Origin of the sequence: Anabaena sp. 90 (assembly GCF_000312705.1) — a bacterium.
GTDB classification, from domain to species: domain Bacteria; phylum Cyanobacteriota; class Cyanobacteriia; order Cyanobacteriales; family Nostocaceae; genus Dolichospermum; species Dolichospermum lemmermannii.
In genome coordinates this window covers 636,723-653,082 of the sequence record NC_019427.1, presented here as the reverse complement: position 1 = coordinate 653,082, position 16,360 = coordinate 636,723, and the positions used below count along the sequence as shown (strand labels likewise).

Below are 16,360 nucleotides of genomic sequence, written 5' to 3'. Positions count from 1 at the left end.
GTAGATGATATTTCATCAAAATTTTTTTAACCCGGAAAAAATAATTTACCTTGTAAACTACTGGAGTCCAAATCAATGGCAAAAGAACGGCCACCGCTAGAAGAGATGACCCTACGGCAATTACGCAAAGTTGCCAGTGAATTCTGTATATCTCGCTATAGCAGAATGCGGAAATCGCAGTTATTAGCATCAATTGAAGAAGTTCAGCATAGTAAGTTCTCGCTCAGTTCATCCCCTAATCTGGAGGCACAAGAAACCGTGGAAGCAGCAAAATTTGAGTTAGGTCAAGAAGATCGGACTGGTGGTTCTCTCGCTGATGTTGATGAAGCACTAGCAGATTTACCAGCTGGTTATGGTGACAGTCGGATTGTTCTGTTACCTCGTGATCCTCAATGGGCTTACACTTACTGGGATATTCCTAACGACCATAAAGAAGCACTGCGTCGTCAAGGTGGACAAACCCTAGCTTTGCGGATTTATGATGTCACTGATGTTGATCTAGATTATCAAAGTCCCCACAGTATTCAAGAATACCCTGCTGATGAACTAGCGAGAGAATGGTATTTGCCAATTCCCGTGAGCGATCGCGATTATGTGATAGATGTTGGTTATCGCACCGCTGATGGTGGTTGGTTAGTATTAGCACGTTCGGCGAGAGTACATATTCCCCCCGTCTATCCTTCCGATTGGATTGAAGATGTCTTCATCACCGTAGACTTTGAAGAAGACCTGCGTGCTAAGACTTTCTACGAACTAGTTCCCCCATCTAAGAAATTAGCAACTGCTGCTGCTGCGACTGCGGGTGGTGGAAATCCCATTTACGAACAAATCTTTGGTCTAGCAGAATCCGCTGAAGCTCAACGGGTAGCAGGTTCTATCTTCGGTTCTATGCAGCACGTCCCCGGTTCTGCTGCTCCCGAACAAGCTCTCAGTTCCTACGTTTTCCCATCTGGTGTGGGTATGTGGGCTGTTCCTACCGTATCTGGTTTAACCATGTCCGGTGTGGGAATGTCCGGTTTCTCCGCTTCTGCTGTTCCTGCACGTCCTCGCAAATTCTGGTTAGTTGCTGACGCTGAATTGATTGTTTACGGTGCAACTGAACCTGATGCAAATGTTACCATTGGTGGTCGTCCAATTAAACTCAATTCCGATGGTACATTCCGCTTCCAAATGTCCTTCCAAGATGGTTTAATTGACTATCCAATTTTAGCTGTTGCGGCTGATGGTGAACAAACCCGTTCTATTCACATGAAATTTGAGCGGGAAACACCTTCTCGTCATACTAATACTAAAGATGAAGCTGTTCTGGAATGGCTGGCATAATATTTGTATCTGAAAATTAACCATAACTGTAATTGTTAATTTTACCCGCTATAGTATTCCTATAGCGGGTTTTTTACTGAAAAAAATAAACAACTTTAGCTCACATTCCGACCTCAACTGTCACAATTGTTAATGACTGGAAGAAAAATATAAATTAAGAATAAATATGGAAGATTTGATTTATAAGATAGTAGAATAGGGGACAGATAAGCTGCACCGAAGAGAGGAAGGGAAATTGGAAGAACTCAGGGCGGTATTGGAACTAGCTACAGAAGAGGAACTACAGGACTTAACAGCAATTCTGTTTAGTCGCAAGTTTAACCCCTTAGATTATGTTCACACACCCGAACCCATTGCAGTACAAAGCCAAGATCGTCAAACTTGGTTAGATACAATAGAAAATCGCTTTCGTTTTTTAGCTGCTGACGGGATGACAGTATTACGGGGACGTACTGATCAAGTAACTTACAGACAAGCCCTAATTCAAGTATGCAAATATTTGAAAATTCACTATTATCAAGATCTAACAACAATTGATTTAGAAGCAGAAGTATTTTTGCATCTCTTAGGAAAGGTTTGGAAAAAACTACCAAAACAGGAAAAACAACAACTAACTATTAATGTTCAACATCAATTAGCACAATCAAAACTTAAACAACCATTACCATTATCATTGCAACGTGATCCTTTAGGATTAATATTTAAAGGTGGTAGTGCCTTGGCTGTAACGTCTGTAATCCAACCTTTTGTTCTCCAACAAATCGCCCGTCAATTTGCTATTCATTTAGCTACTTATCAGGTAGCGAAAGAAGCCACAATTACAGGTACAGGATTAGCAACCAAACAGTTTCAAAACTATGTAGCTTTACAAATGTCCCGTCGAGGTATGACTATGAGTGCAGCCCGTTATGGTGCGGTTCGCAGTGCGTTTGCTTTGGTCGGTCCAGTCATGTGGGCTTGGTTTTTTGCTGATTTAGGTTGGAGAGCGATCGCCACAAACTATGGCAGAATTATTCCTTGTGTCTTCACCCTCGCGCAAATTCGTCTTACCCGTACAGAATGTTGGGAAATAGCATAAATAAAACTTTTTATCATCCAAATTCCCGCTTGCAAACCCCTTGGAATTGGTTGCAATTTGGACTATTATCTTGCCCCCTGAGTCCATTTTTGGGCGGTATTTCTATCGTCGTGGCATCATTGTTAACTTGGCGAAAACAATCGCGGCTTATTAGCAATCGGCCAATTCACAAGGGATTTGCTCTTTTGAGTATCTTACTACTCATTACTACCGGATTTGCCTATCATAAATTAGATGCCTTTTTAGGTTTATTCAACTTCATCCCCTTCTTTTTCTTTTTTACAGGACTAACTTCCCTGATGCAAACACCCAACCAATTACGACAAATTTCTTGGATCATGGTGTTTGGTTCTGTACCTGTTTTAATCATCGGTTTTGGGCAATTATTTCTCGGTTGGAATTTCCGATTTCAGGTTTTATGGATTGTCTTTGATTGGATAGTTGCACCAGAAAAATCATTATCCGGACGCATGGCTTCTAACTTCATGCACCCAAATACCTTAGCCGCATACTTAGTAACTATCTTTATTTTGGGTTTAGGTTTATTGCTGGAAAACTATCACAAACTCAAGCAAAAAAATCGCCTGATTATCTTCTTAACAATTACGGTATTTGCTAATTTTATCGCCTTGATATTAACCAATTCTCGCAATGGTTGGGGAATAACTATTTTTGCCTGTTTAGTTTATGCTTTATATCAAGGTTGGCGATTAATTGTTGCTGCTGTTGTCAGTATTACAAGTTGTTTTTTCTTGGCAGCTTTTGCACCTTCACCTATTGCCCAATTTTTCCGCCTTTTTGTTCCCTACGGCATTTGGGCGCGGTTAAATGATGATATGTTTCCTGATAGACCGCTGGAATTAATGCGGAAAACCCAATGGGAATTTGCCTGGAATTTAACTCAGCAACATCCTTTAACTGGTTCAGGTTTACGCAGTTTTAGTGGACTTTATAAAACCCAAATGCAAATTGATGTCAACCATCCTCATAACCTATTTTTAATGCTGTCTGCGGAAACTGGGTTAATTACTACTTTGCTATTTTGTGGTTTGCTGGCTTGGATATTAATTGCAGCTAGTCAAATTTTATTTAACAATAAGAATAAGATCCCCGACTTCTTAAAGAAATCGGGGATCTCTGCATCTATAGAAGCAGAAAATCGCCTAATCTTCTTTAGTTATCTAATTACTTTTATAGGGTGGATATTATTTAATACCGTTGATGTTACCACATTTGATATTCGGTTGAATACTCTCTCTTGGGTTTTTGTTGCTGCATTGTGCGGAGTTATGTATGAATATCAATCACGTCAAACAAGTAGGTAGACTGGGGAAAACCCAAATGTGTAAAGCAATCTTAACAAGAGGATTAGTTGTGAGGAAAGGGGTAATTAACAATTATCAATTACCCCTTTCCCCATTAAAATCTAAGCATTAAGCTTTTGCAAAATTTTCAGCGACAAAATCCCAGTTCACCAAATTATCTAAGAAATTCTTGATGAATCCAGGACGAGCATTTTTGAAGTCAATGTAATATGCGTGTTCCCAAACATCAATGGTAAGCAATGCTTTTTTACCATGTGCAAGGGGGTTTTCGGCGTTAGGGGTTTTCATTACCTTGAGTGTGCCACCATCATCAACCAACCAAGCCCAACCACTACCGAATTGAGTTGCAGCAGCAGTAGAAAATTCCTCTTTGAATTTCTCAAAGCTACCAAAATCCTGTTCAATTTTAGCTGCTAATGCGCCTGTAGGTGCGCCGCCACCTGCTGGTTTCAAGCAATTCCAGAAGAAAGAGTGATTCCAAACTTGAGCCGCATTGTTGAAGATTCCAGCCTTAGCAGAGTCACCAAAAGCAATTTGAATTACTTCTTCCAAAGACTTATTAGCTAATTCTGTACCATCAACAAGCTTATTCAAATTATCTACATAAGCTTTATGATGCTTACCATAGTGATATTCAAAGGTTTCCGCTTTCATGCCATAGGATTCTAAAGCATCAGAAGCAAAAGGTAAAGCTAGTTGGGTAAATGCCATTGTGTGAGATCTCCTCTCTTTACTGTTTTCTAGTTGAAAGCTATTGCCAGAGCTAGGCAAATTACAGGTTTCGTATTCAGGAATTTTATACAAAACTTAACATTATTATTCTACTACCAAACTGAAAATTCCCAGCAATTAGTTTATAAATAAAGCAAATTTCATCTATTTAGACCAAACTCCTAACTTCCCTCTGTTGCCTCTGCACCTGAAGCGTGAGAAAAAAGCCCAGTCTAAAATATATAATGATTAACTCAGACTAATATCCATCTCAAGATAGATGAATCAATCTGCAAATAGTTTAGGATGTAGTTCAAAGCAATAAAATCTAATAATGGTGAGTCCGTCGGCACTCACCACCATTTTCAACTCAAAAATTCCCGAATTACCAATGGGATAGCCGTTGATTGTAGTGGCTAATAATTTGTGCTGCTACTTCAGAAGCTGTTAAACCATCAGTTTGTAATTCAATCGCATCAGCCGCTTTTTGCAAGGGGGAAACCTTGCGAGTGCTGTCTTTCAAGTCCCGTTCAGCAATGTCCCGTTCTAGTTGTTCTAAACTAACTGCGGGTTGGTCTTGCTTTTGAAAGTCTTGCTGACGACGACGCGCTCTTTCACCCACAGAGGCGGTTAAGAAGATTTTAATTTCCGCATCTGGGAAAACATGAGTGCCAATGTCCCGACCTTCCGCCACTAAACCGCCACGTTGTCCCCAGCTTTGCTGTTGTTGAACCAATGCTTGACGCACAGTGCTTTGAGCAGCGATCGCTGATACTTGAGAAGTGACTTCAACTGTGCGAATTTTCTGAGTGACATCAATATCATTAATCTGGACTCTGACGGGAGATTGCAGGCTTTGACTGGGAGTCAGTTCAATTTTACACCCAGCAACTAATTCAGCAACAGCACAATCATCATCAATGGCAATCCCCTGTTCCAGCACTAACCAAGTAATCGCCCGGTACATAGCGCCCGTATCTAAATAGACTAAACCTAACTGATGTGCCACTTGGCGAGCGACGGTAGATTTACCAGCACCAGCCGGACCATCAATAGCAATGATTGGTTGGCGTAGTCCGTCGTTGCCATCGCGCAAAATCGTATTGTCAATTAACCGTGTAGAACCAAGACGAGCAGCGATCGCCAACATTCCTTCATCCTCAACTTTTTCTAAAAACATCAACGTATTCGGTTCAACCAATTCAATATATTCCAAGCTGATATTGCTAACTTTTGCGATTTCTTGCCGCGTTAATGCTATGAGTTCACCACTGTCACGAACGCCAGCCCGAAACGCCGCCTCAGCTTGCCGTAAACCTTTAAATAACACCGTTGCTTGCTCTTTTTCTGTAGCCGTCAAATATTGATTACGAGAACTTAAAGCCAAGCCGGACAATTCCCGCACTGTAGGACAAGCAACAATTTCTACTGGCAAATTTAAATCAGCCACTAACCGTTTAATAATTGCTAGTTGTTGACCATCCTTTTGTCCAAAGTAAGCTCGGTCAGGTTGTACCAAATTAAAAAGCTTGGTAACAATCGTTGCCACACCTTGAAAATGACCCGGCCGAAAATTACCACACAAACTATATATCATATCAGATGGCGGGATCACTTGTGTCACCTGAGTTGCTGCTATATTCTTCCCAGGGACACCAATTTCCTCCGGAGTTGGGGCAAAAATCACATCAACTCCCGCCTGTTCACAAAATTGTCGGTCTTGCTCTAGAGTGCGGGGATAGCGTTGATAGTCCTCATTTGGTCCAAATTGCAGGGGATTGACAAAAATACTGACAATCACCGTCGAATTTTCCTGTTTAGCCCGTTCAATTAAACTTAAATGACCTTGATGTAAACCCCCCATAGTTGGCACTAAACCAACTGCTGTGGGAGACCAACTGGTTTGTTCATCAAGTCCGAGATCCTCTGGTAGCCTAAGATGGCTTGGCCAGCGACGGCGATTTAAATAGCAGCGTAAGGCTACAACTGTTGTCAGCACAAGCACAAAATACCCCTAGTTCCAATAATCCTTTCCCCCGTTAGTGTATATCTGATAGCGCGGCGTGGCGCAAAGGATAATTGGGGGATAGGAGGGACGAACCAGGGGAATTTAATAGTGAAGAGCGAAAAGAGAGTAGGAATGAGGAAACGGGTTATTTTCCTAAAACCTCAAGACTGACTGGAGCAATGCCACTGCCGATCATGCCTAATAGCCGGGCAGCACCAGCGGAAAGGTCAATAATTCGACCCCGGATGTAGGGACCTCTGTCATTGATTCGCACGACGACAGAGCGACCATTCCGGGTGTTAGTGACACGGATTTTTGTCCCCATGGGCAAACTCCGGTGAGCCGCAGTTAATCCTTCGGGATTATATCTTTCACCACTGGCGGTTTTATTGCCAGAGCCATCATATCCGTACCAAGAGGCTATCCCTTGAAAACTGAGATTGATATTTCTAAAGGCAATCTTTTGCGGTAGACTGGCTCTGGAGACTGATCTATCTACTGGTAAGTTGGCAATTGCTTGAATAGGAGATGCGTTACCTATAAGTCGCCGCAGTCTATTAGTTGCTTGTAAGGCATCTTGGGCAAGATTTTTGGTACTATCTGCTAATATTGTGACTTTATTGACTTCTACCAGTTCTTGACCGTCAATAGTAATGGTGTAGCGATCTGCCGACGGTTGTTGAACGATGAAGCCTGGCTTTTGGGCTTTATTGTTAATTGTGGAGTTATCTCCTGTTTTCCAACTGACGGTAATCTTACTTGCGTCTACATTTTTTTCGATCAGTTCATTGATTCTAGCGGCTATGACACTAGCTTTTTGAACTGGATCATTGTCAATGGATCTAACTTTTTTGTTAAAATTGACTACATTCCCAGTATTGCTAAAACTGGTAACTTTGGCGGAGTTGGTAGCAGTCTGCGGGTAAAAATTTAAATTCTCGCCATTGCCGATTACTCCAACTTTTGTTTTGCTGTTAGTAACTGGGTTAGAACCCAAAAAGGTGAGAACGGGAATATCCCGAATATAAAGAGTTGCTGCTTGTAAGCCGCGAATACTGTGAGGATGAATTCTGGTAATCACAGGATTGGAAATGGGGCTTTCTGTCTGGGATTGGTACTCTCCTACTTTGACTGCATCATTCACAGATGATGCTTGGCTAGTTGGGGAAATTCCCGCAATGGTTTGAGTTCGACCAACTGAGGGTAGACCCAAAACAGCTAGAAATACGGCAACTGTAGTCCACAAATGTCTTTGATTCATGCGTCCGATTTTAAAGCGACTATAGAACTTAAGTTTTATTTAGCTAGGGTTTTTCACTTGATGAATAGTGATCCCCTTTGGAAACTCGAACCCGTTCCGCTTTCACTTTGCGTTTTGTAACTCGAATACATTAGCATGAATTTTTGGGCTTGGGGATCAGGGTTTTAGCGGAAGTCTGAAAGAAATGCTTAAATTTCCGGTTGAGTTTGAGCTTGTAAACCGTGTTCAAGTCAGGATTTTGGCTATGTAACGTTTTTTTGGGAAATTTCCAGATTTTCCTAGGGAAACTTCATGTTGGCTGATCACATAATTCAACGGTTACTCCCCAACATTTATCCTCAGTAGTTGTAAATTATTAAGTATTGAAAAATGATCAAGTCAATTTGCGTTTAGATAAAATTTTACTTTCAATAATTTGATTGTTAGAAGCTAAAATTAGCGCAAAACCAATCTCTACAAAGATTTTATTTGCAAAATACTTGGGTTGTTTCGCTCAAGGATGATAGTTTTTTATCTAGATTCTAAATAAGTAAATACTATTAAGTATTTAACTTTATAAGTTTTAATTATTACAATAATTACTCAAGCAATAAAAGTGATTTATCTCCAGTAAGTATTTATTCTTATCCTGAGATAAATAATTAATGAGACAATGAAAAGAGTGGTAAGCGCGTATATATGAGCATTTTAGGTATAAGAAACTACTTTATAGTAGCTTTTACCGTAATAACCCCAGCAATCAATTTTGTATCAATCAATCAGCCCCATCTTTAAGCTAGAAAATCCAGAAATATTACCACCAGCACTTTTAGACACGCTCAAAGAATTGCATTCCCAGTATAAATCCCTGAAAGATGGTGTAGTAGCCAACTATATTCCCAAACTTACCAAATTAAATCCTGATTTATTGATGATTTGTAGCGTTACCACAAACGGACAAATTTACGAAGTTGGAGATTTTCAACAACTGTTTACTATTCAGTTAATTGCCAAAGTCTTTGTTTATGGACAGGAGGCGCATTTAACGCCATTATCCTTGATGGACATTCCAAGCGTCCTGATCATCCGGTGGTAAATGCTGGGGCTATAGCAATTATTTTTAAACAAAATGCCTTGAGAAACAGCCATATAAATTGTAAAGTAGTGTAATTTGTATTGTTTCAACTGACAAGGCAGTTTACAATAGTTCTAGTATGGAAGCTAGAAAACACTATTCACACGCACCAATCACCGAAGCAGTGATTAACATCCAAGCTCAACTGTCGCCAAAAGTTAAGCTCGATGTTTTGTGGCAAATGTACTCAAATATTCAAACTGAGTACCCAAAGTGCGAAGATGTGTTCATTTTGCAGGGACAAATGATTGTAGCTGCTACTGTAGAGCCCACAGCCACTCAATCTCAAATTGGTTATAGAGTCTTAAGTAGTGACCAAAAGCATATTATAGAAATGCGATTGGATGGATTTAGTTTCAGTCGTTTAGCGCCCTACGACTGTTGGGAAAACTTCCGAGATGAAGCCCAGCGATTGTGGAGTATATATCAATCATTGACATATCCACAAGCTATTACTCGTTTAGCAATTAGGTATATTAATAGGTTAGATATTCCTCTACCTGTTGGTGATTTACAAGAATATTTAAGGACATTTCCTGAAGTTTCTGGTGACTTACCTCAAGGACTAAGCGGCTATTTTATGCAGCTACAAATTCCTCAGGATAATTTAGGAGCAATGCTAGTTATTAACCAAGCAATTGTTACACCACCTACAGAAGAAGTTGTTTCTATACTATTAGATTTAGACTTATTTGTGGAACAGAATATTGCTAATAATGAACTAGGAATTTGGGAACTTCTAGAACAAATGCACACACAAAATAATCAAGCCTTTGAAGCTTGTATTACAGAACGCACAAGGGAGTTGATTAACTAATGGCTACTATTACCCCCCTACGTCCGAATGGGACTCTTATCCCACAAAGACGAATAGTGTTAGACACAAAAGCAACTTCACAGTTGCAAAGTCCAGAAGGACGCAAGATTGATGATATTTTGCGTAATTTGATATTTATCAAGCAATATCTAGAATCTATTGAAATAAGTAGTGAAATAAATTACAATCCTGTTTTACCAAAACGCTCAGAACGTATAATTATGCGTGCCAAATTTAAAGGGCGTGGAAAACCTATGCCATATCCTTTAGAAGAAGAATGACGATAGAATCTTTTTGGGTGCAGATAAATGAAGCGACGCTCAGGCAAGGAGATTACCTACCTGGGTGTATTGTGCCATTACCAATATTTGATCCGACAACTTTTGGAAAAAACTATGAAACTCAGGACATAGAAATAGAAGTAAATGAATATGATTTAATTATTTTAACTCAGAGTTGTGATTTAGATAATAAAAAAGTTAGTCAAGTTTTACTATGTCCTATTTATTCAATATCTGAATATGAAATTGCCAATCCAGCATTTGCCAAAAAGGGTAAATGGAATGAAGTGTTAAGAGGTAGAATTGAGGGATTACATCTACTTGCTTCGCCCATAAATCCAGGTAATAATAGGGAAGCGTTAGTTGTGGATTTTCGTCAAATTTACAGTTTACCTTATGAATATATTTTAAAACACGCTACAGAATTGGGTTCTAGATGCCGGTTAAAATCTCCTTATTTAGAACATTTTTCTCAAGCATTTGCTAAATTATTTATGCGAGTTGGTTTACCATCTTCAATACCTCCTTTTTCTTAAAATATACCCAGATACCCGACTTCTTAACGAAGTCAGATACCTTATTTCTCAATTTACAATTTCTGCAACAATTCCTGAGTTAACTGCATAAATGCCTTAGAACCGACTGTATTCGGACTTAGTAAGGAAACTGGCATAAAACTATCAACAGCTTTGGCAACATTAACATCAACTGGTATTTGGGCTTTACAGATTTTATCTACTCCAAAATCTTCGATAACTCGGTGCATTACCTGTTTATAATATCTGCCATTCAGGAGATTAGCATTGGACATACTAAAGACTATTCCCAACATTTTAATATCTATTTTAGCTTCGTGTTCATGACTTTCTTTTAATTGGGCAATACGTCTTTCTAAAAGTTGAATTCCGACTACAGATAAGGGTTCTGGTCTAGCTGGAAGAATGTAGAAATCACTAGTGGCTAAAGCACTCCGAGTCAAGAGATTATAACCGGGAGCGCAATCTAAAAGAATAAAATCATATTCATCCCGGATAGGTTCTAAAATATCTCTAATTAAGACCCTTTCAAAGCGATTCCAGATGGTTTCAAAATCCTGTTCTCCTAATGCTACTGATTGATTATGCAGCATTTCTGAAACCACAAATTCATCATATAAATCTATGTCTCCCGGTAATAAATTTAATCCTGTCAGGTTACAAAGTTGAGGTTGAATGATGTCCCCAATTGTAAATTTTGCCTCTGGTTCAGGGTTGATAATTTGATCTAGTAAATATCTAAATGTCTTTCTTTGTTTGCGACGTTTGGCAAAATCTACTGGTGACATTAAACTTAGCGTGGCACTAATTTGACTATCTAAATCTAAGACAAGTACCTTTTTTCCGTGATTTTTGGCTAAACAAGTAGCTATATTCACGGTAATGGTGGTTTTACCGACTCCACCTTTCATGTTTGCGGTTGCAATTACATATCCCATTTTAATTCCCCTACTGACGCTTTCCCAATGATATAGCGTTTATATTATCTAATAAATTTAGATCCCCGACTTCTTAGAGAAGTCGGGGATCTTTTTTTTAAGGTAGTTTAATAGTTTGTGCTAATAAGCTTTGAAGACGTTGTCCGTGCGAACCACCTTGGTAAACTAAATCACCTTTGCCTAATAAATAGGCTGCTGTTGTTTCTTTTCCACCCAGAATAATACATGAATCTGCTTGGCTGGAGGTACGTAGGGCGACTCGTCCAGGTAGGTTAGAACGGATAATTGGGGTGACAATACTGGCTTCTGGACGTTGTGTGGAAATAATTAGATGAATGCCGGCGGCTCTTGCCATTGCGCCTAAACGTTTGATACTTTGTTCTAATATGGTGCGAATTTCTTTTTCTGCCATAAAATCGGCATATTCATCAAATATACAGACAATACGCGGTAAAGCTGGGGAAGAACGTTGATTATAGGTGGTTAAATCTGCACATTTAGCTTTTTCAAATTTTTGATAACGAGATTCCATTTCTGCAACTAGTTCCTGCATTAATTCTACGGCGCGATCGCTATCTTTGACAACTGGTGCATATAACCATGACATTTGTTCAAATTCGGGAAATGTTACCCGCTTGGGGTCAACTAAGGCAATTTTAAGATGTTGGGGAGAATGACGATAGATTAAACTGAGAAGTAAGGATCTCAAAAATTCACTTTTTCCGCTTCCTGTTGTTCCTCCCACCAAAAAATGACAGGTATTTGGATCTGATAAATCAGCCTCTAACAATTTACCATCAATACCCACCCCAATGGCAATTTTTACGGGTGCTGTTGGGGCTAAAAATTGCTTTTGAATAAAATCTTCAAATTTGGCAATTTGTCTATCTTGACGCGGCAAATCAATACTTACATAACCAGCTTGGGGAGCAATTAAAGGCGGATATTCTAACCCTAATTGTACTTGTAAATCAGCGGATAATCTGAGAATTGAAGGAACTTTCACACCTAAATGTGGTTTAATTTTCACCCGAATAAATGCCGGACTTACATCAGCACCATAATAATCTACATTAACCTTAAAAGATTCTAGAATTGCCACTAAAGATGCGCCAATTTCATCAGCATTAATAAATGTATCTTTCTGACTTTTAAAAGTATCTGAAAAACCTCTCTCCAAACCTCTCTCCTGCAAGGAGAGAGGCTTTGAATTCTCCCCCTTCCCTCGTAGGGAAGGGGGTTGGGGGGTTAGGTTTCGTGTTGGGTTTTCCAAATAATGTGAAAAGTCAGATATATCTTCTCGTTTTTTGGAAGGTGCTATAAAATCAGGATTGTCATTATCTGGAATAACTTTATTTGGCGGTGCATTAGATTCAACATCGAAAAAAGTCTGACACTTTTGTTGTTGGGGGCAAATTTCACATAAATGAGGTTGAGTTGTCGCAGGTGGTGGGTTAGGATTGGGAGATTCCCAACTTAACCATTGTTGCATTTGTAATAATTTATAGGGAATTAATTGATGAACCGTATTTTCTAACTGTTCCCAAGAATATTTGTACTCTTTAAATTCTGGTAAAACACAATAAACAGCAGAATCAACAGGTGCTTTTTTCTGCTTCCACAACATATAACTATAAAGAGAAACTTGCGCTAATTGTGCTGCTGAATCTACAGGTTGATAGGTTTTAAATTCTACCATACAAAGGCGTTTAAGTTCAAAATTAAAAACCAGACAATCAAACTCACCTCTAATTAATTGTTTTGTCCCATTAGGTAAATCAAAGTAATGTTCTAAATTGCGTTCTCCAGAAATAAACGTATTAGAAATAAGTTTTTCTGCACTACAATAACGACGATTAATTACTAACAATTCAGTAAACTTTTTAATTAATCCTTGTAAACCTTGCCAAACTTGTAATAATACAGGTGCTTTACTTCCGTCTTGTACAATTGTATTTTGTAAATAGGGAAAGAACTTAATTTGATAGAATAATTGTTGAATTTCCGATGTAATTTGATCTACATTTAATTGTGTTGTAGATGGATTAAATAAATTTTTAAATCTGGGTTCAATCAGCAGTAAATTAATAAAATCATCTGCTAATTTATGAAAAACATTACCAACACCCCCAAGAGTATCTTTAGGAGAGAATATTGCTTTACAATTAAAATGGTGATTGAGATAAAATAGTCGAGGACATTCAAAAGCTAATCTAACTTTAGTGGGAGTTAAAGATGAATTTTCAGATTTGTGATTTACCATATTAAATACACGATTGATAACATCAGGATTGGATATTTCAAGCAAGCGATAATGAACAGTAGCGAGATAAACAGTATCCATAGCTGCATAGTTTAACTGTTTTTGAGTCAGGGGACGTTTTCCCCAATCACTTGTTCCTTCTTCTGCGTCTACATGAGAAAATTGACAGAGTTCAGCAGCTAGAGTTTTTAGTTTTAGGTTGGTAGTTTCTAAAACTTCTTTGGTGATTTTTCTCGCTATTTTTAAAGTACAAGTGACATTTTGGGCTAGTTCCTTACCTAAATATTTTAAATCAAAACCAGCATTATGAAAAACTTTTTCAATTTGCGGATTAACCATAATTTGGTTAATGAAATATACAGCCAAATCAGGTTTATCTAAAACATCAAAAATGTAAGCAGATTCACCAGTTAAGTCTGTATAATTAGCCAATACCTGAATTAGTGCTAATTTTGGTTTATCAGTATACCAGTCAGCAATTTCCGTATCTATCCATAGAGTTTTAGATAGGGACAGTTGGGAAATTTGCTTGTAAATTTCAGAAGCTTCTGTCAGGTAGTGCATTGGCTGATCATATTGTAATAAATGAACTTACGGAATTAAACAAATTAATTGTTCTGATAATTTAGCTTCTGGATTGACTGTTTCCACTTTTTTTTCTTGATATAGTTGTTCAATCAAACTCCGAATTTCAGTTTCTTTTACATCAGAAAATTGACTGGAAGCCTGTGAAATCAATGTAGCCAATCCCATATAACCTTGAGTTTTCACGAGATTTAATAAGAAATCTTTAACAGGTCTTAAATCTTTTCTAACCTTACCATTTGTATCTGACTGTTTTTCTTGTTTAGAAACAATACCTAAATCCTGTAATAAAGTACATTTATGCAAAATCTCAGATTCATTAATTAAAGTTTCTAATCTTTGTAAATTAATCGTTTTTCCACCAATTACTAACTCTTGAGATTTGGCAGAATTTACCAAACTTTGATATGTTGCCAAATAGTGAATAGACTGTAAACTTGGTTTAATATGAACATGATTAGTATCCGTGAAAATCTGTCTATAGAGTTGATTTCCAGCCAGATTTGGTTTTCCTAAATCCCCACCACGAATTAAGTACATAGTTTGACAGAGATTTTTTTGAATTACTGTTTGACAAGCATTCATTACATGATAAAAACTATTCATATTGGAGTCTTCTGTCCAAACTATACCCAATTTTTCCCGCTTGGTAGGATGTTGATAACTCAAGGAATAACTAGCATATTTTCCGCTTAAAAGTTTAGACTTAACTCCCTGTATTTTTAAAGTAGATATAGACTGCTGCAACATCTGAATTAAATCAGGTGATGATAACAAAGAAATCTTGGTAATTTTCCCCTGGCTTTTTGTATACTCGTGCTGCCATAATAATTGAAATTCTGCTTGAATTGTATCTTGATTATCTTGATGTCGTGGTGGAACAATAATTATAGGTTTAGGAATAGTTTTTTCATCGGGTGTTGTCACCTTTATTTGTATTGTAACTGGTTCGGGCTTTGGTTTTTCATCTAATAATGAACCTTTATATTTTTGATATTCTTCACGACCTAGAGTTAGTGCATTTCTAGGCATAGTTTTACCACCAGGATAGGTTTTCTCTAAAATTTCCCGATTTAGGGGAAAAATAGGCGATTCAGGTCTAGGACTTGCTAATTGATGTAATGGCTGAAGTTGATAAGCCCAAAGTGCTTCTGCCTGTTCTATGTTAATACGTTTCAACTGAATTGTTTTATATATTCCTGCTTTATCCGCTGGAAGAATCCGGTCGTAATGCCGTTTCAATGTATCTGTAATAACGCTAATTATCACCAAGAAATTTTTTAAATTATCCCCATGAATTGTGGTATTGACATTAAAAAAAGGTTGTATATCCAGAAAACCTTCTGGTAACTGGGGCATAGTATCTAAATTGTCAAAACATAAAACAATCGGTTGAGTTTGTGTAGAAATTCTGCCAAAGTTGGCTAAGATATTTTTTGCAGCATCTTCTGTATCAATGCAAGTTTTGACCTTGATTTCTTTCATGGAATCTTCATTTAAATCATCACCACGTAGCCATTCACAAGCTAAATCATATAATTCTGGATTTGCGAGATCATGTAGCACTCCAAAAAACATATCAGGGTTATAAATACCTGCTTTTTTATAACTATCCTTGAGGTGTTTGATAAATTTTTGCCGATTACTTTGTAATGCTTCCCAAAAATTATCATTAAATATTCGTTGTTTGATATCACATCTTGTAAATGCGGTTAAACTTTTCAACCACAACATTAACTGTGATTCTTTTTCTCCTTCAGGAACTTGAATTAAACTATCAACAGTACGACGTAAAATATGCCGCCAGATATTGCTACTATCAGGCCAGTTGCAGAGAATATAAGCAAAAAAGGCTTTCGGGTTAAGAGTACGTTTAAGCCGACCTAATAAATAACTTTTGCCAGAACCAGACTCACCAGCTAATAAAACTGTACGGCTACGATGATCTTTACCTACTAAATCAAGTAAACCTTCAATTTCTATGATTGCGTTTTCATGAATTGACTCAACCATGAGTTTTGAATCTTGTTCTTCAGCCCAAAAATTAGTGGGCTTTAAATTGATCATGTCAAAAGGGTTGACCTCGCGTTTAATAATGTCGTTAATGTCTGTCATAGATA

Annotated in this window: 12 protein-coding genes and 1 pseudogene; 7 read left to right on the top strand and 6 right to left on the bottom strand. The window is 38.0% G+C overall.

What is annotated here, in order from left to right:
* Positions 1 to 75: 75 nt before the first annotated feature.
* From ANA_RS03005 to ANA_RS02995, 3 genes are all read left to right on the top strand, one after another.
* Positions 76 to 1,323, top strand: a complete 1,248-nt coding sequence (locus ANA_RS03005) for a DUF4912 domain-containing protein (RefSeq protein WP_015078572.1) — start codon at positions 76 to 78, stop codon at positions 1,321 to 1,323.
* Positions 1,324 to 1,558: 235 nt separating this feature from the next.
* Positions 1,559 to 2,401 (top strand): YaaW family protein, encoded by an 843-nt coding sequence (locus tag ANA_RS03000; RefSeq protein WP_015078571.1) that lies wholly within the window; start codon positions 1,559 to 1,561, stop codon positions 2,399 to 2,401.
* On the top strand, positions 2,383 to 3,726 hold the full coding sequence (locus ANA_RS02995) for an O-antigen ligase family protein (protein WP_015078570.1): 1,344 nt from the start codon (positions 2,383 to 2,385) through the stop codon (positions 3,724 to 3,726). Before ANA_RS03000 ends, ANA_RS02995 begins: the two co-directional genes overlap by 19 nt.
* A 108-nt stretch (positions 3,727 to 3,834) precedes the next feature.
* On the opposite strand, the gene ANA_RS02990 is transcribed toward ANA_RS02995, so the two are convergent.
* From ANA_RS02990 to ANA_RS02980, 3 genes are all read right to left on the bottom strand, one after another.
* Positions 3,835 to 4,437, bottom strand: coding sequence for a superoxide dismutase (locus tag ANA_RS02990; protein ID WP_015078569.1), 603 nt, complete (start codon positions 4,435 to 4,437; stop codon positions 3,835 to 3,837).
* Between the two features lie 385 nt (positions 4,438 to 4,822).
* Positions 4,823 to 6,442 (bottom strand): bifunctional pantoate--beta-alanine ligase/(d)CMP kinase, encoded by a 1,620-nt coding sequence (locus ANA_RS02985; protein ID WP_015078568.1) that lies wholly within the window; start codon positions 6,440 to 6,442, stop codon positions 4,823 to 4,825.
* A 148-nt stretch (positions 6,443 to 6,590) separates the two neighbouring features.
* The gene (locus ANA_RS02980; protein ID WP_015078567.1) at positions 6,591 to 7,706 is read right to left on the bottom strand and encodes a septal ring lytic transglycosylase RlpA family protein; all 1,116 of its coding nucleotides are present in this window, start codon (positions 7,704 to 7,706) and stop codon (positions 6,591 to 6,593) included.
* A gap of 766 nt (positions 7,707 to 8,472) precedes the next feature.
* Here ANA_RS02980 and ANA_RS02975 point away from each other — a divergent pair.
* The 4 genes and pseudogenes from ANA_RS02975 to ANA_RS02960 form a co-directional block, all read left to right on the top strand.
* A pseudogene (locus ANA_RS02975) lies at positions 8,473 to 8,798 on the top strand (glutaminase); the annotation flags it as partial.
* Between the two features lie 101 nt (positions 8,799 to 8,899).
* A complete protein-coding gene (locus ANA_RS02970; RefSeq protein ID WP_015078565.1) occupies positions 8,900 to 9,637 on the top strand; it encodes a TIGR04255 family protein in 738 nt (245 codons plus the stop codon).
* Complete coding sequence (locus tag ANA_RS02965; protein ID WP_015078564.1) at positions 9,637 to 9,918, top strand: hypothetical protein; 282 nt, start codon at positions 9,637 to 9,639, stop codon at positions 9,916 to 9,918. Before ANA_RS02970 ends, ANA_RS02965 begins: the two co-directional genes overlap by 1 nt.
* The gene (locus ANA_RS02960; RefSeq protein WP_015078563.1) at positions 9,915 to 10,454 is read left to right on the top strand and encodes a hypothetical protein; all 540 of its coding nucleotides are present in this window, start codon (positions 9,915 to 9,917) and stop codon (positions 10,452 to 10,454) included. The genes ANA_RS02965 and ANA_RS02960 overlap by 4 nt, the downstream gene beginning before the upstream one ends.
* Positions 10,455 to 10,507: 53 nt before the next feature.
* Here ANA_RS02960 and ANA_RS02955 read toward each other — a convergent pair whose 3' ends face one another.
* From ANA_RS02955 to ANA_RS02945, 3 genes are all read right to left on the bottom strand, one after another.
* Positions 10,508 to 11,392 (bottom strand): ParA family protein, encoded by an 885-nt coding sequence (locus ANA_RS02955; RefSeq protein WP_015078562.1) that lies wholly within the window; start codon positions 11,390 to 11,392, stop codon positions 10,508 to 10,510.
* 97 nt (positions 11,393 to 11,489) lie between these two features.
* Positions 11,490 to 14,219, bottom strand: coding sequence for a DNA translocase FtsK (locus ANA_RS02950; RefSeq protein WP_015078561.1), 2,730 nt, complete (start codon positions 14,217 to 14,219; stop codon positions 11,490 to 11,492).
* A gap of 27 nt (positions 14,220 to 14,246) precedes the next feature.
* Positions 14,247 to 16,355, bottom strand: coding sequence for an ATP-binding protein (locus tag ANA_RS02945; RefSeq protein ID WP_015078560.1), 2,109 nt, complete (start codon positions 16,353 to 16,355; stop codon positions 14,247 to 14,249).
* Between the last annotated feature and the right edge of the window lie 5 nt (positions 16,356 to 16,360).

Bases quoted from the DNA above. Each gene is read 5' to 3' on its own strand.
- ANA_RS02970 (WP_015078565.1), top strand. From the start codon at position 8,900: ATGGAAGCTAGAAAACACTATTCACACGCACCAATCACCGAAGCAGTG.
- ANA_RS02955 (WP_015078562.1), bottom strand. From the start codon at position 11,392: ATGGGATATGTAATTGCAACCGCAAACATGAAAGGTGGAGTCGGTAAA.
- ANA_RS02950 (WP_015078561.1), bottom strand. From the start codon at position 14,219: ATGCACTACCTGACAGAAGCTTCTGAAATTTACAAGCAAATTTCCCAA.
- ANA_RS02980 (WP_015078567.1), bottom strand. From the start codon at position 7,706: ATGAATCAAAGACATTTGTGGACTACAGTTGCCGTATTTCTAGCTGTT.
- ANA_RS02965 (WP_015078564.1), top strand. From the start codon at position 9,637: ATGGCTACTATTACCCCCCTACGTCCGAATGGGACTCTTATCCCACAA.
- ANA_RS03005 (WP_015078572.1), top strand. From the start codon at position 76: ATGGCAAAAGAACGGCCACCGCTAGAAGAGATGACCCTACGGCAATTA.
- ANA_RS02960 (WP_015078563.1), top strand. From the start codon at position 9,915: ATGACGATAGAATCTTTTTGGGTGCAGATAAATGAAGCGACGCTCAGG.
- ANA_RS02990 (WP_015078569.1), bottom strand. From the start codon at position 4,437: ATGGCATTTACCCAACTAGCTTTACCTTTTGCTTCTGATGCTTTAGAA.
- ANA_RS02995 (WP_015078570.1), top strand. From the start codon at position 2,383: ATGTTGGGAAATAGCATAAATAAAACTTTTTATCATCCAAATTCCCGC.
- ANA_RS02945 (WP_015078560.1), bottom strand. From the start codon at position 16,355: ATGACAGACATTAACGACATTATTAAACGCGAGGTCAACCCTTTTGAC.